Annotated in this window: 15 protein-coding genes; 10 read left to right on the forward strand and 5 right to left on the reverse strand. The window is 72.8% G+C overall.

What is annotated here, in order from left to right:
* The first annotated feature begins 42 nt into the window (after positions 1–42).
* Entirely contained in the window at positions 43–1,233 is a 1,191-nt protein-coding gene (locus tag ACWEV0_RS19145) for a serine hydrolase domain-containing protein (protein WP_453150524.1), read from the forward strand.
* Between the two features lie 40 nt (positions 1,234–1,273).
* Here ACWEV0_RS19145 and ACWEV0_RS19150 read toward each other — a convergent pair whose 3' ends face one another.
* The 4 genes from ACWEV0_RS19150 to ACWEV0_RS19165 form a co-directional block, all read right to left on the reverse strand.
* A complete protein-coding gene (locus ACWEV0_RS19150) occupies positions 1,274–1,789 on the reverse strand; it encodes an RICIN domain-containing protein (protein WP_453150479.1) in 516 nt (171 codons plus the stop codon).
* Positions 1,790–1,913: 124 nt separating this feature from the next.
* Complete coding sequence (locus tag ACWEV0_RS19155) at positions 1,914–2,765, reverse strand: EamA family transporter (RefSeq protein ID WP_453150481.1); 852 nt, start codon at positions 2,763–2,765, stop codon at positions 1,914–1,916.
* 37 nt (positions 2,766–2,802) lie between these two features.
* Positions 2,803–4,446, reverse strand: a complete 1,644-nt coding sequence (locus ACWEV0_RS19160) for a penicillin-binding transpeptidase domain-containing protein (RefSeq protein WP_453150482.1) — start codon at positions 4,444–4,446, stop codon at positions 2,803–2,805.
* 103 nt (positions 4,447–4,549) lie between these two features.
* Complete coding sequence (locus ACWEV0_RS19165) at positions 4,550–6,304, reverse strand: dolichyl-phosphate-mannose--protein mannosyltransferase (protein ID WP_453150483.1); 1,755 nt, start codon at positions 6,302–6,304, stop codon at positions 4,550–4,552.
* A 119-nt stretch (positions 6,305–6,423) separates the two neighbouring features.
* Here ACWEV0_RS19165 and rsmI point away from each other — a divergent pair, with 119 nt between their 5' ends.
* The 6 genes from rsmI to ACWEV0_RS19195 all read left to right on the forward strand — a co-directional run bounded on the left by rsmI (position 6,424) and on the right by ACWEV0_RS19195 (position 11,920).
* On the forward strand, positions 6,424–7,302 hold the full coding sequence (gene rsmI, locus ACWEV0_RS19170; RefSeq protein ID WP_453150485.1) for a 16S rRNA (cytidine(1402)-2'-O)-methyltransferase: 879 nt from the start codon (positions 6,424–6,426) through the stop codon (positions 7,300–7,302).
* 139 nt (positions 7,303–7,441) lie between these two features.
* A complete protein-coding gene (locus ACWEV0_RS19175) occupies positions 7,442–7,894 on the forward strand; it encodes a hypothetical protein (RefSeq protein WP_451609700.1) in 453 nt (150 codons plus the stop codon).
* Between the two features lie 54 nt (positions 7,895–7,948).
* Positions 7,949–8,818: a TatD family hydrolase gene (locus tag ACWEV0_RS19180; protein WP_453150486.1), complete on the forward strand. Its 870-nt coding sequence runs from the start codon at positions 7,949–7,951 to the stop codon at positions 8,816–8,818.
* A 72-nt stretch (positions 8,819–8,890) separates the two neighbouring features.
* Positions 8,891–10,042, forward strand: coding sequence for a ubiquitin-like domain-containing protein (locus ACWEV0_RS19185; RefSeq protein WP_453150487.1), 1,152 nt, complete (start codon positions 8,891–8,893; stop codon positions 10,040–10,042).
* A gap of 88 nt (positions 10,043–10,130) precedes the next feature.
* Positions 10,131–11,021: a 16S rRNA (adenine(1518)-N(6)/adenine(1519)-N(6))-dimethyltransferase RsmA gene (rsmA, locus tag ACWEV0_RS19190; protein WP_453150489.1), complete on the forward strand. Its 891-nt coding sequence runs from the start codon at positions 10,131–10,133 to the stop codon at positions 11,019–11,021.
* Positions 11,018–11,920 carry a 4-(cytidine 5'-diphospho)-2-C-methyl-D-erythritol kinase gene (locus tag ACWEV0_RS19195; RefSeq protein ID WP_453150491.1) on the forward strand — a complete coding sequence of 301 codons (903 nt, stop codon included), beginning with the start codon at positions 11,018–11,020 and terminating at the stop codon, positions 11,918–11,920. The genes rsmA and ACWEV0_RS19195 overlap by 4 nt, the downstream gene beginning before the upstream one ends.
* A 4-nt stretch (positions 11,921–11,924) precedes the next feature.
* Here ACWEV0_RS19195 and ACWEV0_RS19200 read toward each other — a convergent pair whose 3' ends face one another.
* Complete coding sequence (locus tag ACWEV0_RS19200; RefSeq protein WP_453150492.1) at positions 11,925–12,914, reverse strand: hypothetical protein; 990 nt, start codon at positions 12,912–12,914, stop codon at positions 11,925–11,927.
* Between the two features lie 198 nt (positions 12,915–13,112).
* Between ACWEV0_RS19200 and ACWEV0_RS19205 the strand changes: the two genes are divergently transcribed.
* The 3 genes from ACWEV0_RS19205 to ACWEV0_RS19215 all read left to right on the forward strand — a co-directional run bounded on the left by ACWEV0_RS19205 (position 13,113) and on the right by ACWEV0_RS19215 (position 18,291).
* Positions 13,113–14,504: an acyltransferase family protein gene (locus ACWEV0_RS19205; protein WP_453150525.1), complete on the forward strand. Its 1,392-nt coding sequence runs from the start codon at positions 13,113–13,115 to the stop codon at positions 14,502–14,504.
* 1 nt (position 14,505) lies between these two features.
* Entirely contained in the window at positions 14,506–16,308 is a 1,803-nt protein-coding gene (locus ACWEV0_RS19210; protein ID WP_453150493.1) for an ABC-F family ATP-binding cassette domain-containing protein, read from the forward strand.
* 135 nt (positions 16,309–16,443) lie between these two features.
* Entirely contained in the window at positions 16,444–18,291 is a 1,848-nt protein-coding gene (locus ACWEV0_RS19215; RefSeq protein WP_453150494.1) for an outer membrane protein assembly factor BamB family protein, read from the forward strand.
* Positions 18,292–18,336 lie beyond the last annotated feature (45 nt).

The following is an 18,336-nucleotide window of genomic DNA, read 5'->3' on the forward strand; positions in this document are numbered from 1 at the left end:
TGCACCATGGGGGTCGTTCGTACGAAAGGAAGCGTGGGTCAGGTGGACGTCCGGGGCACGGTGGCGGCGGGTTTCGAGCCGGTCAGGGACGCGTTCCTGCGCAACTTCGAGCAGCGGGGGGAGCGGGGCGCGGCGGTCGCGGTCTACCGGGACGGCGTGAAGGTCGTCGACCTGTGGGCGGGCACCCGGGACGCTCACCCCGGGGAGGAGACGGGCGAGGCGCCGTGGGCGGTGGACACCGCGCAGGTCGTCCGCTCGGCCACCAAGGGCGTCGCCGCCGCCGTGCCGCTCCTGCTCCACCAGCGCGGCCAGCTCGACCTGGACGCGCCGGTCGGCACGTACTGGCCGGAGTTCAAGGCGGCCGGCAAGGACCGGGTGACCGTGCGGCAGCTGCTCGCGCACCGCGCCGGAGTGCCGGTGCTCGACCGCCCGCTGACCCTCGCCGAGGCCGTCGACCTGGACACCGCCATGCACGCGATAGCCACGCAGGCCCCCGTCTGGGAGCCCGGCACCGCGCACGGCTACCACGCCCACACCTTCAGCTGGCTGCTCTCCGGCCTGGTCCAGCGGGTCACCGGCCGCACCATAGGCCGCTGGGTGGCCGAGGAGATCGCCCGCCCGCTGGGCCTCGACCTGTGGATCGGGCTGCCCGAGGAGGAGGCCCACCGGGTCGGCCGCCTCGGCCCGGTGGAGGAGATCGAGCCGGCCGACAGCCCGACGCTGAAGCTGCGCCCCAAGCCGTCGGTCACCGCCGCCTACCAGGACCCCGAGTCGCTGACCCGGCGCGCCTTCGGGGTGATCGAGCCGCGGCCCGACGAGAACGACCCGGTGTACCGGGCCGCCGAACTCCCCGGCTCGGCCGGTGTCGCCACCGCCCGCGCGCTCGCCCGCTTCTACGCCGCCACGCTCGGCCCGGTCGACGGCGGCCCGCGCCTCTTCGCGCCGGCGACGCTCACCCTGGCCCGCACCGAGGAGTCGGCCGGCCCCGACCGCGTCCTCGTCGTGGGCACCCGCTTCGGCCTCGGCCACATGCTGCACGGCCCCGCCTCGCCGCTCCTGGGCCCCGGCTCCTTCGGCCACCCCGGCCGCGGCGGCTCGCTCGGCTTTGCCGACCCCGACTCGGGCATCGGTTTCGGCTACGTCACCAACGGCATGCGCAAGACGGTCACCGCCGACCCGCGCGCCCAGGCACTGATCCGGGCGGTGCGGGCGGCGATGGCCGCCGGCGCCTGAGCGGTGCCTGAGCGGCGCCTGAGAGGCGCCCGAGCGGGCGTCAGAGGATGTACCACTCCTGGTCGAGGTAGTCCTCGCAGTCGTACTGGAACGGGACCCGCCCGTTCTCGGTGCCCTGCATCGCCAGGCACTTGCCGCTGTTGAGGTTCTTCAGCTTGAAGTGGTCCGGGTCGGACGTGAGGACCTTCTGCCAGTACTGGTCCGCGAAGCCCAGGCAGTCGTACTGGAACGGGACGGCCCCGTTGTCGCTGCCCTGGACCACGAGGCACTTGCCGCTGTTGGCGTTCTTCAGCCGGTAGACGCCCGGGGTCGGCGCGTCCGTCTCGTCGAAGATCCAGTTCTGGTCCGCGTAGTCCAGGCAGTCCCAGCCGAACGGCTTCGTCCCGTTGTCGAACCCCTGCACGGCGACGCACTTGCCGCCGTACGCGTTCTTGAGGTGGAACGCCGGCTCCGGCTCCACGTAGTGGGCGGACGCGGAGCCGGCCCCGGCGACGAGCGTGCCCGTGGCGAGCGCGGCGGCGGCCAGGGCGGTGCCGATGATGCGCGACCTGATCATGTGATCTCCCTCGTAGGTGGGCGCGAACGATTGCGCCGACCAGGACGATAGAGGGTGAGGTGCGCCGTTCCGGTCGATTTGTCGACGCGAACGGTGCCTTCCGGTGCGGCGCGGGTTCAGTGGCTCAACTCGCGTACAGCATCAGGCCGATGCCCACCACCATCAGGCCCGCCGCCGCCACCCGCGGGCCGCCGAAGCGCTCCTTGAAGAGCAGCGTGCCGATGGCCGCGCCGACGATGATCGAGGATTCGCGGAGTGCGGCGACCGGGGCGAGCGGGGCCCTGGTCTGGGCCCAGAGGACGAGGGCGTAGGCGCAGACGGAGAGGGCCGCGCCGAGGAGACCGCGCAGGGCGTGCGGGCGGAGCTGGGGGAGGAGGGCGCCGCGGCGGGTGGCGAGGGCGAAGGCCGGGATGGCGAGGCCCTCGAGGACCATCAGCCAGGCGATGTAGCCGAGGGGGGTGCCGGAAGCGCGGACGCCGACGCCGTCGACGACGGTGTAGGCGGCGATGGCGAGGCCCGTGGCGCCCGCCGCGAGGAGAGCGGGCCAGTCGGGGCGGGTGCCCTTGCCGCGGATGCCCCAGAGGGCGAGGCCGGTCAGGCCCGCGCAGGCGACCGCGACGCCCGCGAGCTGGGCGGGGTCGGGGACCTCGTCGACGAAGACGGCGGCCAGGACGGTCACGGCCAGCGGGGCCGTGCCGCGGGCGATCGGGTACATCTGGCCGAAGTCGCCGAGCGTGAACGACCGCATCAGCAGGGCCATGTAGCCGACGTGCAGCAGGGCCGAGGTCACCAGCCAGGGCCAGGCCCCGGCGGCCGGCATCGGCGTGAGGCAGGCGGCGACGGCGCCGAGGAGGGCGCCGCCGCCGGAGATCAGCGTGAAGGAGACCAGCTGGTCCTTGATGTGGTGGGCGATCGCGTTCCACGAGGCGTGCGTGACGGCCGCGATCAGCACCGCCACGGCGACCAGCGGCGTCACGCCGTACGCTCCCGGACGCCCTTCGCGTACGGCACCGCTAGCCCGCGTTCAGGACCTGCGCCACGACCGGGCCGGCCGCCGTGCCGCCGTGCCCGCCCTCCGACACGAACGCCGCCGCCGCGAGGTCGTTCGAGAAGCCCGTGAACCAGGAGTCCGACACGGCCTGGCCGTCGACCTCCGCCGAACCGGTCTTCGCACCCTTGTCGCCGGAGACCGGCGCCATCACCCCGGTGGCCGTCCCGTAGCTCGCGGTCGCCGTGCTGCGCAGCATGTCGCGCAGCTGCCGGGCCACCGACGACGGAAGCCTCCGCTCGGCCTGCGCCCGCTCCCGGTCGTCCACCGAGAACGAGACGAGATACGGCTGGCGGAAGGTGCCGTCCTTCGCGGTCGCCGTGATCGACGCGATGTTCAGCGGGTTCATCTGGACCGTGCCCTGGCCGATGTACTGGGCCGCGGCCTCGCCCCCGGTCGCCTCCGGGATCGAGCCGTCGAACGACAGGATGCCGGTCTTCCAGTCCAGGCCGATGCCGAAGACCTCCTTCGCCTCCTTGCCCAGGGCGGCGTCGTCGTGGACGTCGTCGATCTTCTTGATGAAGGCGGTGTTGCAGGACTTGGCGAAGCTCTTCCCGAACGGCGCGCCGTCCAGCGAGAAGTAGTCGAGGTTGTGGAAGGTCCGGCCGTTGTACATCGCCTCCCGCGGACACTCCGTCACCTCGTCCGCCTTCACCAGGCCCTTCTCCAGCAGCAGCGCCGCCGTGACGATCTTCAGCGTCGAACCCGGCATCTTCTTGCCCTCGAACGCCGCGTTGAACCCGTTCGCCGGGCTGTTCGCCACCGCCCGCACCGCGCCCGTCGACGGCTTGACCGCGACCACGGACGCCGTGCCGTACCGCTTCACCGCCTTCTCGGCCGCCGCCTGCACATCGGCGTCGATCGTCGTCTCCAGCCTGCCCGCCTCGCCCTTGGCGAGGGTCAGCAGCGTGGTGTCGGGCACGCTCTCCTGGCCCGAGTCGACGTACACCTCGATGCCCGGCTTGCCGCCCGACGTGGACCCGTACCGCTCGCGCAGCTGGTCCAGGATCGGGCCGAGCGACGGGTACTTCTCCGCCGTCAGCTCCCGCCCCTTGTAGTCGACGGCCTTGATCTCGCCGGTCTTCGCCCCGCCCGTGCGGAGCGTCGCCGTCGCCGTCGTGAGCTTCGGGTGCAGCACGCCCGGCTTCCAGTCGACCAGCGGCCGGCCCGTCGTCCGCCCGCGCACCACGGTGAGCTGCGAGGCGTACGTCCAGGGCTTGGACACCCCTTCGTACGTGACGGTCGCCTTCACCGTGAACGGCACCGTCGGCCCGCTCGCCGGCCCCGGGGTGATCGACGCGGCGGAGACCTTCGCGTCCTCGCGGAAGCCGAGCAGGGCCGGGCCCGCGGCGACCGGATTGTTCGTCAGCTGCGCCGCCGTCTCCGACTCGCCCGTCGCCCAGGCCGCGAGGAAGTCCTTCGCGGTCGACGTGACTTCCTCGGGCGTGACCGGACCGGACCGCTTCCCGTCGGTCCCGGACGCCGAGCGCGTGTCCGAACCCGAGCTGCCCGTGACCCCGTTCCAGAGGTTGTAACCCCCGTAACCCACCCCGCTCGCGACGACGACGAACACCCCGCCGACGATCGCGACCTTGGCACCACTGCGCATGACTGCGCCTCCTCCCCCAGGTATGGCCCCACCGGAACCCTACGGGGGAGGACTGACGGCCGCGACGGTCGTTACCGGAAAGCGACCATGGCGCCGGTTTCCGTCACACCCACGTGTCCAGCCACATCCGGTTCCGCCACGCGTCCATCGGAATCGGCGTCCCGGTGTACAGCGGCCAGAAGTAAATGAAATTCCAGACGATGAGGAGAACGAGCACACCCGCGCCCACCGCCCCGAAAGTCCGCCGCCTTTCCGAGGAACCCGGCGGTCCCACGATGGCCCCGATCATCATCGTCACCGCGAGACACAGGAACGGCACGAACACCACCGCGTAGAAAAAGAAAATGGTGCGTTCCTGATAGAGGAACCACGGCACCCAGCCCGCCGCGATCCCGCAAGCGATCGCGCCCGCGCGCCAGTCGCGGCGGAAGGCCCAGCGCCACAGCACGTAGAGGATCGCGAAGCAGGCCGCCCACCACAGCAGCGGCGTGCCGAGGGCGAGCACCTCCTGGGCGCACTTCTCGGTGGCGTTCGCCGGGCAGCCGGCGGTGCCGGGGGCGGGGGACTCGTAGAAGTAGGAGACCGGGCGGCCGAGGACGATCCAGCTCCACGGGTTGGACTGGTAGGTGTGCGGCGAGGTCAGGCCCACGTGGAACTTGTAGACCTCGGTCTCGTAGTGCCACAGGCTGCGCAGCCACTCCGGCAGCCAGCCCCAGGTGCCGCCCCCGCCGATCCGGTCCTGCTCCGCGGCCCAGTGCCGGAAGTAGCCCTTGTCGGTGACGATCCAGCCGGTCCAGGACGCGATGTACGTGAGGATCGCGACCGGGACGACCGAGACGAAGGCGGGCAGGAGGTCACGTCGGGCCACCGCCGCGTACGGGCGGAACGCGCCGGCCGTGCGGCGGGCGCCCAGGTCCCACAGGACCGTCATCAGGCCGAACGCGGCCATGATGTAGAGGCCGTTCCACTTGGTGCCGGCGGCCAGACCGAGCATCACGCCGGCCGCCAGCCGCCACGGCCGCCAGCCGAGCCGCAGGGTCTCCGCGACCGAGGCGTCCGGCCGCAGCACCCCCTCCTCGTCCTCCGGCAGCGCGGCCGCGAACCGGGCCCGCGCCCGGTCCCGGTCGATCAGCAGACAGCCGAACGCGGCCAGGACGAAGAACATCAGCACCTGGTCGAGCAGCGCCGTCCGGCTCATCACGAAGTGCAGGCCGTCCACCGTCAGCAGCAGACCGGCCACGCACCCGAGGAACGTCGAGCGGAACAGGCGCCGCCCGATCCGGCACAGCATCAGCACCGACAGCGTGCCGAGCAGCGCCACCATGAAGCGCCAGCCCAGCGGCTCGAAGCCGATCAGCTTCTCGCCGAGGCCGATCACCCACTTGCCGACCGGCGGATGGACCACGTACCCCGGATCCGTCGGCACGAGCACCGAGCCCGGGTCGTGCAGGATCGTCTTGTCGATGTCCTTCGGCCAGGCGCCCTCGTAGCCCTGGTTGATCAGGGCCCAGGAGTCCTTGGCGTAGTACGTCTCGTCGAATATCACCGCGTGCGGCTTGCCCAGGTTCCAGAACCGCAGCAGGCCCGCGACCAGCGCCACCAGCAGCGGACCGCCCCAGGCGGCGAACCGCCACACCCGTTCGGCGGCCGCCGGCGGGATCCCGAACAGCGACCAGAGCCGCGGCGAAGGGCTGGTGTACGGCGGTACGAGCCGCTCCCGCAGGCCGATCGACAGCGGTCCGGCGGCCGGCGGCCGGTAGCCGAAGCGCCGCAGCCGCCGCTGCCACGAAGAGGGTTCTGCCACGGTCGGCGCCATGGGGTGCGGACCCTCCAGGGCCTCGGGTGCGGTACTGGTCACCGCGCCATCGTAGGGAACGCGCCTGTGGGCGTCGCCTGTACGGGCCGTTACGGCCCCGTCCCCCCGCCCGGACCGGGCGCGTGGCAGTGGATGTCGGACCGGGCTGGGAGGATGAGAGCGTGACAGGAACGCTCGTACTCGCAGGTACCCCCATCGGCGACATCGCGGACGCCCCGCCCCGGCTCGCCACCGAGCTGGAGAACGCGGACATCGTGGCCGCCGAGGACACCCGCAGGCTGCGCGGACTCACCCGGGCCCTCGGCGTGCACACCAAGGGCCGGGTCGTCTCCTACTTCGAGGGCAACGAGACCGCGCGGACGCCCGAGCTGGTCGAGGCGCTGGCCGGCGGGGCGCGGGTGCTGCTCGTCACCGACGCCGGCATGCCGTCCGTGTCCGACCCCGGCTACCGCCTGGTCGCGGCCGCCGTCGAGCAGGACATCAAGGTCACCGCCGTGCCCGGCCCGTCCGCCGTGCTCACGGCGCTCGCGCTGTCCGGGCTGCCCGTGGACCGCTTCTGCTTCGAGGGCTTCCTGCCGAGGAAGGCGGGCGAGCGGCTCGGCCGGCTCCGCGAGGTCGCGGACGAGCGCAGGACCCTCGTCTACTTCGAGGCCCCGCACCGGCTCGACGACACGCTCGCCGCGATGGCCGAGGTCTTCGGCGCGGACCGGCGGGCCGCCGTCTGCCGCGAGCTGACCAAGACGTACGAGGAGGTGAAGCGCGGCCCGCTCGGCGAGCTCGCGGAATGGGCGAAGGACGGCGTACGGGGCGAGATCACGGTCGTCGTCGAGGGCGCCCCGGAGACCGGGCCGGCCGAACTGGACGCCGAGGAGCTGGTGCGCCGCGTGCGGGTGCGCGAGGAGGCGGGCGAGCGGCGCAAGGAGGCCATCGCGGCGGTGGCGGCCGAGGCCGGTATTCCCAAGCGCGAGGTGTTCGATGCGGTGGTCGCGGCAAAGAATGCGGCGGCGCCGGGCCCCGGAAACGGTAAAGGACTAATCTGAAAGGCAAAGCGGAACCCGGCGGCGGGCCCGCTCTCAGGGCCTTCGGGCAAGGAAACGCCAAAGCGCGTCCATGGTTCTTCCGGAGCTGATGCGTTCCGGCCCGAAAAGGCGTCCACTGGATCAGTGGAGAGGAGCTGGAATGAGTGAGATCACCGGCACCGGAACGCCGCCCGTCGCCCACGAGGTCGCGCACGAGGCGTATGCGTTCGCGTGCATGAGGTGCGGTTACGGCTGGGAGCAGGCGTACGACATCGAGCACCACGTCGACGCCCGCGGCCACGAGTACGTCGTCTACAAGGCCGACGGCGCCCGGGTCCCGTCCCCGCTGTCCCGTCCCACCTGCATGAACTGCGGCAGCCATGTCGTACGGATCATGCGTGCGGGCCAGGTCTCGTCCGTGCTCGACACGATGGCCGCGGTCGAGCGCCACGGCCGCGGGGCCAGGGCGACGCGACCGGTGTCGATCGCGGGGCCCATCGGCCAGGAGCTGACCGAGGACGTCCCCGAGGGCCCGGCGGCGGACGAGGAAAAGCCCCCGGTCCCCCACCACTGGCATCTTTCCGACCTTCTCCACCCCTTCCGCAAGAAGTAGCCGCCGGCGGTATTCCTTCGCGGGTGAACTCATGGCCCTCGTACGATCGGGGCCATGAGTTCCAAGGACGCCCCGCCGCCGCTGCCCGAGCCCCTGCTGGTCCCGGTCGCGGACTCGCACACCCATCTCGACATGCAGTCCGGCACCGTCGAGGAGGCCCTCGTCAAGGCCGCCGCCGTCGGCGTCACGACCGTGGTGCAGGTGGGCTGCGACATCAAGGGCTCGCAGTGGGCCGCGGAGACCGCCGCCGCGCACGAGAACGTGCACGCGGCCGTCGCCCTGCACCCCAACGAGGCGCCCAGGATCGTCCTCGGCGATCCGGACGGCTGGTCCCGGCAGGGCGCCCGCCAGGGCGGCGGGGACGCGGCGCTCGACGACGCGCTCGCCGAGATCGACCGGCTGGCTGCCCTCCCGTACGTGCGCGCCGTCGGCGAGACCGGCCTCGACTACTTCCGCACCGGCCCCGAGGGCATGGCCGCGCAGGAGCGTTCCTTCCGCGCCCACATCGAGATCGCCAAGCGCCACGGCAAGGCCCTGGTCATCCACGACCGCGAGGCCCACGCCGACGTGCTGCGGGTCCTCGACGAGGAGGGCGCGCCCGAGCGGACGGTCTTCCACTGCTACTCCGGCGACGCCGAGATGGCCCGGATCTGCGCCGCCAAGGGCTACTACATGTCCTTCGCCGGCAACGTCACCTTCAAGAACGCCCAGCCGCTGCGCGACGCCCTCGCCGTCGCCCCGCTCGACCTGGTCCTCGTCGAGACCGACGCGCCCTTCCTCACCCCCGCGCCCTACCGCGGCCGCCCCAACGCCCCGTACCTGATCCCGGTCACCGTCCGGGCCATGGCGGCGGTCCGCGGGATCAGCGAGGAGGAGCTGGCGGAGGCGATCGGGACGAACACGGCCCGCGCCTTCGATTACTGATCCATAACGGTTACGTGTCGTAGTCGGGTCGTCGTGGAGAGTGACCGGTCGCGCGGCTAGGGTCCCGGCCTCGTGAGCACTCCCCAGGGTCACCGGGCCGGCGCCCGGCGCCGCAAGGCCACGCCGCCCGCCGCCGAGGGCCTGCGCCGGATCGTCCCGCAGGCCCTTGTCGTCGCCTTCCTCGCCGGCGGCACCAGCGCCTTCGTCGCCAACGACAAGGCCGTCCGCCTCACCGTCGACGGCGTGCCGCGCACCCTGCACACCTTCGCCGACGACATCGACGAGCTGCTCGCCGACGAGCACCTGGCGGTCGGCGAGCACGACATCGTCGCCCCCGCCCCCGGCGCCGACCTCGTCAGCGGAGACGAGGTCGTCGTCCGCTACGGCCGGCCCGTCGCCCTCACCCTCGACGGGCAGCGCCGCCGGCTGTGGACCACGGCCAGGACCGTCGACGGAGCCCTGCGCCAGCTCGGGGTACGGGCCGAAGGGGCGTACCTGTCCGTCTCCCGCGGCGCGCCGATCTCCCGGCAGGGCCTGGCGCTCGACGTGCGCACCGAGCGCGCGGTCACCTTCCTCGCCGACGGCCACGAGCGGACCGTACGCACCAACGCGGCCACCGTCCGCGAGGCCGTCGAGGAGGCCGGGCTCACCCTCTCGGGCCAGGACACCACCTCCGTGCCGCTCGACTCGTTCCCCCGCGACGGGCAGACGATCACCGTGCTGCGGATCACCGGCGGCGAGGAGATCCGCGAGGAGCCCGTCCCGTACGCCGTCGAGCAGACCCGCGACCCGGAGCTGTTCGCGGGCACCGAGGTCGTCGAGCAGCTGGGCGTGCCGGGCGTGCGCCGGGTGACGTACGCCCTGCGCACGGTCAACGGGGTGCGGCAGCGGCCGCGCCGGATCGCCGAGGAGACCGTGCGCGAGCCGGTCACCCAGCGGGTCCGGGTCGGCACCCGCCCGCTGCCCGGCTCCGTCGCCGGCGCCGACGGCCTGAACTGGGGCGCGCTCGCCACCTGCGAGTCGGGCGGCCGGCCCGGCGCCGTCGACCCGTCGGGGACGTACGGCGGGCTCTACCAGTTCGACCCCGGCACCTGGCGCGCGCTCGGCGGCAGCGGCGTGGCACAGGAGGCGACGGCGGCGGAGCAGACGTTCCGGGCGAAGAAGCTGTACGTGATGCGGGGCGCGAGCCCGTGGCCGCACTGCGGGCGCAGGCTGTACCGGTGAGGCGCGGGCCGGCCGGGGACGTGCGGCACGGACCGGCCGGGGGCGTGAGGCGTAGGTCGGCCGTACGGGCGCCCCGTACGCTGTACCGGTGAGCACCACCACCGGCCCCGACAGCCCCGACGCCCTCCTCGGCCCCGCCGACATCCGTGAGCTGGCCGCCGCCCTCGGCGTCCGCCCCACGAAGCAGAAGGGCCAGAACTTCGTCATCGACGCCAACACCGTGCGGCGGATCGTCCGCACGGCCGAGGTGCGCCCGGACGACGTGGTGGTGGAGGTGGGCCCCGGGCTCGGCTCCCTCACCCTCGCGCTCCTGGAGGCCGCGGACCATGTGACGGCCGTCGAGATCGACGACATCCTCGCCGCGGCGCTGCCGTCGACGATCGCCGCGCGCATGCCGCAGAAGAAGGACCGCTTCGCGCTGGTCCACTCCGACGCCATGCACGTCGAGGAGCTGCCCGGCCCGCCGCCCACCGCGCTCGTCGCCAACCTGCCGTACAACGTCGCCGTCCCGGTCCTGCTGCACATGCTGGACCGCTTCCCGACCATCGAGCGGACCCTCGTCATGGTGCAGGCGGAGGTCGCGGACCGGCTCGCGGCCCGGCCGGGCAACAAGGTGTACGGCGTGCCGTCGGTGAAGGCGAACTGGTACGCGGAGGTCAAGCGGGCCGGCGCCATCGGCCGCAACGTCTTCTGGCCCGCGCCCAACGTCGACTCGGGCCTCGTCTCCTTGGTCCGGCGCACCGAGCCGATCGCCACGACCGCGTCCAAGAAGGACGTCTTCGCGGTCGTCGACGCGGCCTTCGCGCAGCGCCGCAAGACCCTGCGGGCCGCGCTCGCGACCTGGGCGGGCTCGCCGGCGGCGGCCGAGGAGGCCCTCGTGGCGGCCGGGATCTCGCCGCAGGCGCGGGGCGAGGCGCTGACGGTGGAGGAGTTCGCCCGGATCGCCGAGAACAAGCCCGTACAGGGGGAGCAGAAGTGAGCGTCACCGTACGGGTTCCGGCGAAGGTCAACGTCCAGCTGGCGGTCGGCGGCGCCCGGCCCGACGGCTTCCACGACCTGGCCAACGTCTTCCTCGCCGTGTCGCTCCACGACGAGGTCACCGCGACCCCGGCCGGCCCCGGCGAGCTGACGGTCAGCTGCGAGGGCCCCGACGCCGACAAGGTGCCGCTCGACCGCACCAACCTGGCCGCGCGGGCCGCCGAACTCCTCGCCGCCCGGCACGGCATCTCGCCCGACGTGCACCTGCACATCGCCAAGGACATCCCGGTCGCCGGCGGCATGGCCGGCGGCAGCGCCGACGGCGCGGGCGCGCTGCTCGCCTGCGACGCGCTGTGGGGCCTGAACACCCCGCGCGCCGAACTCCTCGACATCTGCGCCGAACTGGGCTCCGACGTGCCGTTCAGCCTGGTCGGCGGCGCGGCGCTCGGTGTCGGGCGCGGTGAGCGGCTGACCGGGCTGCCGGTCGGCGGCACCTTCCACTGGGTGTTCGCGGTCGCCGACGGCGGTCTTTCGACGCCGGCGGTGTACGGCGAGTTCGACCGTCTGAACGAGGGCGTGGCCGTGCCGGAGCCGGCCGCCTCGCCCGCGCTGCTCGACGCGCTGCGGACCGGTGACGCCACCGCCCTCGCCGGCGCCCTCGCCAACGACCTCCAGCCCGCCGCGCTGTCCCTGCGGCCCTCGCTCGCCGCGACCCTGACGGCGGGCACGGAGGCGGGCGCCCTCGCGGGCCTGGTCTCCGGCTCGGGGCCGACGACGGCGTTCCTGGTGAAGGACGCGGAGGCCGCCGAGGCGGTCGCCGCGGCCCTGACCGCCTCCGGCACCTGCCGGACGGCCCGGGTGGCGACCTCCCCGGCGGCCGGGGCGCGCGTACTGGCCTGAGCGGCTACTTGTCCTTGGAGATGCGGGCGAGGAGCAGGTTCGGGTCCGGGTTCGGCGTCGTGAAGTAGGCGGCGCTGTTCACGTAGACCGTCTTGCCGCCGACCGCCACGGAGGTCGGGTTCTGCAGCCCGTCCTCGGCGGTCAGGACGGCCTTGTGGGTGCCGTCGGGGCGTACGAGGTCGAGCTCGTTCAGCAGGATCCGCGCGGCGAGCACGGTGTCGCCGTGCCCGGTGAACGCGAAGTCGTCCACGCCCTCCAGGCCGGTCGCCCGCGTCTGGACCGGCCCCGCGGCCCGGTCCGGGCCGGGCCCGATCGGGATGCGCAGCAGCGTGCCCCGGTCGCTGTTGGTCACCCACACCGCGCCGTCGTGCAGCTTCAGCCCGTTGGCGCCGAAGCCGTTCGGGGCCGACGGCAGCAGCTCGGTGCCGGACGCCCACACCCTGGGCTTGGGGTCGTCGAGGGACACGCTCCAGACCCGCCCGAGCACCGAGTCGGCGGCGTAGAGGGTGCCGCACTCCTCGTCGATCGCGATGCCGTTGGGCAGCGAGTTGGCGGGGAGCTGGGCGATCTGCTCGGGCGCGCTGCCGTCGGGCGCGATGCGCCAGATGCCGGTCTCGGCCGTGCCGGTGGCGTAGGCGGCGTACAGGACGCCGTCGTGCGTGCGGGCGATGCCCGTGGCGATCGCCGCCCCGATGTTCGGCGTCTGCGGGTTCGCGACCGGCGGCAGCTGGGCGAGGATCTCCGTGTGACCCTCCAGGTCGACGCGGGCGAGCTGGCCGGCGAAGGCGAAGGTCACGTCGGCGGAGCCGTCGGGTTCCAGGGCGATGTTCTCGGGCGTCTGGCCCTTGGTGAAGTCGAAGTGGGCGAGGATGCCGGGATCCGACACGGTCGGATCACCAGCCGTCGCGGGCGCGGCGGGCGCGGGCCCGGCGGCGAGCACGCCGAGCGCGGCGGTGCCGATCGCGAGGGCGGCGATGCGGGGAAGACGGGGCATGGGCTTCTCCTCGGAGGGGTGCGACACCCCACGAAGATGACGGGCCGCCAGGCGGTGGAGGGCGCAGCCGGGGCCGTGGGGTCGCCCGCGCGGCCGACCGGTGCCCGCCATCCGTACTCACCCACGAGCTGAGTATCCGGACGCTGACGCCGTCCCCCCGGGACCCGGCACCGTGCCCGTATGCGAATGGGCATGGCAATGACGACCAGCGCGCGTGATCTCGCCGCCGCGACCCCGGCGACCCGGGACCGCTACATCGACCTGCTGCGGGTGGCCTCGCTCGCCGTCGTCGCCCTCGGCCACTGGCTGATGGCCGCCGTCACGCCCGACGGGCAGGTCGGCAACCTCCTCGCCGTCGTCCCCGGGCTGCAGATCCTCACCTGGGCGCTCCAGGTCATGCCGGTCTTCTTCTTCGTCGGCGGCTTCTCGCACGCCCTCGCCCACCGCTCGCGCCCGCGGTACGCGGCCTTCCTGCGGGCCCGGCTGCAGCGGCTGCTGCGCCCCACGATGGTCTTCATCGTGGTGTGGGGCGTCCTCGCGCTCGCGGTCCAACTGCCCGGCGCGGACGGAGGGCTGACCGGGGTGGCGCTGCGGCTGGTGGCCCAGCCGCTGTGGTTCATCGGCATCTACCTCGCCATGGTCGCCTTCACCCCGCCGCTGCTCGCGCTGCACGAGCGGTACGGCTGGGGCGCCTTCGCCGGCCTGGTCGCGGGCGCGGTCGCGGTGGACGTGCTGCGGTTCGCGGCCGGCGTGCCGTACGTCGAGTTCCTCAACTTCGCCCTCGTCTGGCTGGCGGTCCACCAGCTCGGCTTCCTGCGCGCCGACGGCATGATCCGCCGCCCCGCCGTCCTGGCGGCGACCGGGCTCGCGGGCGCGGGGCTGCTGGTCGCCCTCGGGCCGTATCCGCTGTCGATGGTCGGCATGCCGGGCGAGCGGGTCTCGAACATGGCCCCGCCCACCCTCGCCCTGCTCTGCCACGGCCTGTGGCTGGTCGGCGCGGTCGAGCTGCTCAAGGGGCCGGGCGCCCGCCTCACGGCCCGCGCCCGGGTCTGGCGCGCGGTCGTCGCGGCCAACGGGATCGCCATGACCGCCTTCCTCTGGCACCTGACGGCGATGCTGGCCGTCTACGGCGCCCTGCTCGCCCTCGGCGTCCGCCTCCCCGAGCCCGCGACGGCCGCCTGGTGGGCGCAGGTCCCGCTCCGTCTGGCCGCCGCTGCCGTCCTCACCGCCCTGCTCGTCGCCGTCTTCCGCCGCGTCGAACAGCCGGTCCCGGCGGGCCCGTCCTCCGGTACGGGCGGCCCTCCCCCAGCCTCCGGCCGGGGGGACCCCCATCTCGCTTCGCTCGCCGCCCTCGGCATCACCCTCGCCCTCCTCGGCGTCCTCGGCCTCTCCATGACCGGCTTCGGCGGCCTCCTGGAGGGCCACACGGCCACCCTCGTGGCCTTCCCGGTGACCGCCCCGGCGGCGGTCGCGATGGCGCTGGCGGGCTGGTTCCTGGTGGAGCGAGCGGGGCGGGCCCGAGGAGGCGCTCCCGCACCCCTCCCGCCCGTCTACCCTGGAATGTCGAGCGATCCCCCCGTACAGGAGTGAAATGGCCGTCAATCTGGTCAATGTCGAGTCCGTCAGCAAGGTGTACGGCACGCGTGCGCTGCTCGACGGGGTCTCCCTCGGCGTCTCCGAAGGGGACCGGATCGGGGTCGTCGGGCGGAACGGCGACGGGAAGACCACGCTGATCCGGATGCTGGCCAAGCTGGAGGAGGCGGACAGCGGGCGCGTCACGCACAGCGGCGGGCTGCGGCTCGGCGTGCTGACGCAGCACGACTCGCTGGACCCGGCGGCGACGATCCGGCACGAGGTGATCGGCGTGATGGCCGACCACGAGTGGGCGGGCAGCGCCAAGATCCGGGACGTGCTGACCGGGCTGTTCGGCGGGCTCGACCTGCCGGGGTTCGAGAAGGGGCTCGACACCGTCATCGGGCCGCTGTCCGGTGGCGAGCGGCGCCGGATCGCGCTCGCCAAGCTGCTCATCGAGGACCAGGACCTGATCGTCCTCGACGAGCCCACCAACCACCTCGACGTCGAGGGCATCGCCTGGCTGGCCCAGCACCTGCGCAACCGGCGCTCGGCGCTGGTCTGCGTCACCCACGACCGCTGGTTCCTCGACCAGGTCTGCACCCGCATGTGGGACGTGCAGCGCGGCACGGTGTACGAGTACGAGGGCGGCTACTCCGACTACGTCTTCGCGCGCGCCGAGCGGGAGCGGATCGCCGCGACCGAGGAGGTCAAGCGGCAGAACCTGGTTCGCAAGGAGCTGGCCTGGCTGCGCCGCGGCGCCCCGGCCCGTACGTCGAAGCCGCGGTTCCGCATCGAGGCGGCGAACGCGCTGATCGCGGACGTGCCGGAGCCCCGCGACACCAGCGAGCTGATGAAGTTCGCTAACGCCCGGCTCGGCAAGACCGTCTTCGACCTGGAGAACGTGGCCGTCACCGCCGGCCCGAAGGTCCTGCTCAAGCACCTCACCTGGCAGCTCGGCCCCGGCGACCGCATCGGCCTGGTCGGCGTCAACGGAGCCGGCAAGACCTCGCTGCTGCGCGCCCTCGCCGAAGCCGCCGTCTCCGAGGGCGACAAGCAGCCGGCCGAGGGAAAGATCGTCGTCGGCAAGACCGTGCGGCTCGCCTACCTCTCCCAGGACGTCACCGAGCTGCCCGCCGAGCTGCGCGTCCTGGAGGCCGTGCAGCAGATCCGCGACCGCGTCGACCTCGGCAAGGGCCGGGAGCTGAGCGCCGGGCAGCTGTGCGAGCAGTTCGGCTTCGGCAAGGACAAGCAGTGGACGCCGGTCGGCGACCTCTCCGGCGGTGAGCGGCGCCGGCTCCAGCTGCTCCGGCTCCTCATGGACGAGCCCAACGTCCTCTTCCTCGACGAGCCCACCAACGACCTCGACATCGAGACCCTCACCCAGCTGGAGGACCTGCTCGACGGCTGGCCCGGCTCGATGATCGTCATCTCCCACGACCGCTTCTTCATCGAGCGCACCACCGACCGGGTCCTCGCGCTGCTCGGCGACAAGACGCTGCGGATGCTGCCGCGCGGCATCGACGAGTACCTGGAGCGGCGGCAGAAGATGATCGAGGCCGCCACCCCGGCCCCGGCGCCCGCCGCGGCGCCGAAGGCCGGCGTGTCCGCCGCCGACGCCCGCGCCGCGAAGAAGGAGCTGCAGAAGGTCGAGCGGCAGCTCGACAAGGTCTCCGAGAAGGAGACCAAGCTGCACGCCCAAATCGCCGATAACGCGACGGACTTCGAGAAGGTGGCCAAGCTGGACGCCGAGCTCCGGGAACTCGCGGGGGAGCGCGAGGAGTTGGAGATGCGGTGGCTGGAACTCGCCGAGGACGCGTAGAGAAGTCGTAGAGGACGCGTAACGAGGGCATCACGGGCCGGTCCTCCCTTGGGTACAAGGGACGGACCGGTCTCTTTTGCGCCATCAGGTGAGTGGTAGAAAGAAAACCCGCTCACTTTCAAGGGGGAAGCGCTGATGACCCAGCCGCCGAGCAACCAGCCGCCGCCGCAGGGATTCGGCGCACCCAACCCGGACCCGCGCCTCGGACAGGGCGTGCCGCCGCAGGCCCCGGCCACCCCGCCGGTTCCGCCGCAGGCGCCGGCCGCGCCGCCGATGCCGCCGCAGGCCCCGGCCGCGCCGCCCATGCCGCCGACCGTGCCGCAGGCCCCGCCGGCCCAGCCGGCCCAGCCCGGACCGTACGGCTACCCGCAGCAGCCGCAGCAGCCGCAGTCCGGCCCGTACGGATATCCGCAGCAGCCCGGCCCGTACGCCCAGCAGCCCGGCCCCTACGGCCAGCAGCCGAATCCCTACGGCGGTTACCCGACCGCCCCGATGCCCGGCGCGCCCGCGCCCGGCGGTGGTGGCGGCAAGAACCCCTTCCAGGGCAAGCCCGGCGTCATCATCGCCGCGGCCGCCGCCGCGCTGCTCGTCATCGGCGGCGGCGCCTGGCTCGCGCTCGGCGGCGGCGACGACGAGGACCCGGTCGCCAAGCCCACCAATTCCGCCACCACCACGCCCAAGCCGACCGAGTCCGTCGACAAGGGCGACGGCAAGGGCGACGGCGGGGACGGCGGCGAAGACGACCTCAACGCCGGCCGCAAGCCCGGCGAGGCGAAGGTCAACTGGCTGCTGAAGAACAACGTCGACCTGCCGCGCAACGGCGCCGACGTCTTCGGCCCGTGGATCGTCGGCGACACCGTCGTCAAGGGCATGTACAAGGGCGTCGACGGCTACAGCCTGGCCGACGGCTCCCCCAAGTGGCACATCGACCTGCCGTTCAAGCTGTGCGCCGCGCCGCCGGAGCCGGGCGCGAACGGCGCCATGGTCTTCGGTTACGAGGAGAACGCCAAGGACGGTGCCAAGTGCACCGAGCTCCAGCAGGTGGACCTCACCACCGGCAAGGCGGGCTGGAAGGCGTCCGTGCCGAAGGGCACCGGCTTCTTCTCCTTCTCCGACAACACCCTCGCCATCAGCGGCAACACGGTGACCGCGGCCGGCACCAGCAGCGCCTACGGCTTCTCCCTGGCCGACGGCAAGCAGCTCTTCGGCTACGCCGCCGGCTCCTCCGACAAGTGCAAGCCCATCGCGTTCGCCGGCGGCGTCAAGCTGATCGCCGCCATGAAGTGCCCCTCCGGCGACGTGAACAAGGAGCAGCAGGCGGTCAGCGAGGTCGACCCGGTCACCGGCAAGGCCAAGTGGACCTTCAAGCTGAAGGAGACCTGGGAGGTCGACCGGGTCTACTCGGTCAACCCGCTGGTCATCTCGGCCACCCAGCGCGACGAGAAGAAGTGGAGCGTCTTCGCGCTCAACGCCAACGGCTCGCTGCGCTCCCAGATCCAGGGCAGCGGCAACGACAAGTACGCCCCGCACTGCGGCGGCGGGTTCGTCATCTTCGGCAAGAACCTCCAGGGCTGCACCGGTGTCGCCGCCGACGCGAACACCTTCTACATGGCCACCGACACCTCCTACGGCACGTCCAACGAGGTCGTCGCCTTCGACCTCAACACCGGCAAGCAGAAGTGGCGTTCCAAGGCCCCTGCCGAGCAGCAGATGACGCCGCTGCGCATGGAGGGCTCGGACGTGCTGCTCTACGTCCAGCCCAAGTTCGACAAGGGCGGCGCGGTCGCGACCCTCGCCCCGACGGGCGGCGCGCCGAAGGTGGTGCTCCAGCACCAGGTCGCCACGGCCGAGATCGAGAGCTCCTTCTACGACGCCGGGTACGCCTACTCCAACGGCACCTTCGTGATCGCGGCCGGCCGGGTCTCCGCCGCCAACGACCAGGAGGAGAAGGAGACGAAGACCATGATGGCCTACGGCAAGTGACGCACCGCGCCCTTCCCTCCTTCCTCCTTCTCCCTGAGGTACGAA

The organism is Streptomyces sp. NPDC003943, from assembly GCF_053605265.1.

What these genes read in the sequence shown, in the direction of transcription:
- ACWEV0_RS19150 (WP_453150479.1), bottom strand. Translation starts at nt 1,789, where the DNA reads ATGATCAGGTCGCGCATCATCGGCACCGCCCTGGCCGCCGCCGCGCTC.
- ACWEV0_RS19160 (WP_453150482.1), bottom strand. Translation starts at nt 4,446, where the DNA reads ATGCGCAGTGGTGCCAAGGTCGCGATCGTCGGCGGGGTGTTCGTCGTC.
- ACWEV0_RS19175 (WP_451609700.1), top strand. Translation starts at nt 7,442, where the DNA reads ATGAGTGAGATCACCGGCACCGGAACGCCGCCCGTCGCCCACGAGGTC.
- ACWEV0_RS19180 (WP_453150486.1), top strand. Translation starts at nt 7,949, where the DNA reads ATGAGTTCCAAGGACGCCCCGCCGCCGCTGCCCGAGCCCCTGCTGGTC.
- ACWEV0_RS19200 (WP_453150492.1), bottom strand. Translation starts at nt 12,914, where the DNA reads ATGCCCCGTCTTCCCCGCATCGCCGCCCTCGCGATCGGCACCGCCGCG.
- ACWEV0_RS19205 (WP_453150525.1), top strand. Translation starts at nt 13,113, where the DNA reads ATGACGACCAGCGCGCGTGATCTCGCCGCCGCGACCCCGGCGACCCGG.
- ACWEV0_RS19210 (WP_453150493.1), top strand. Translation starts at nt 14,506, where the DNA reads ATGGCCGTCAATCTGGTCAATGTCGAGTCCGTCAGCAAGGTGTACGGC.
- ACWEV0_RS19215 (WP_453150494.1), top strand. Translation starts at nt 16,444, where the DNA reads ATGACCCAGCCGCCGAGCAACCAGCCGCCGCCGCAGGGATTCGGCGCA.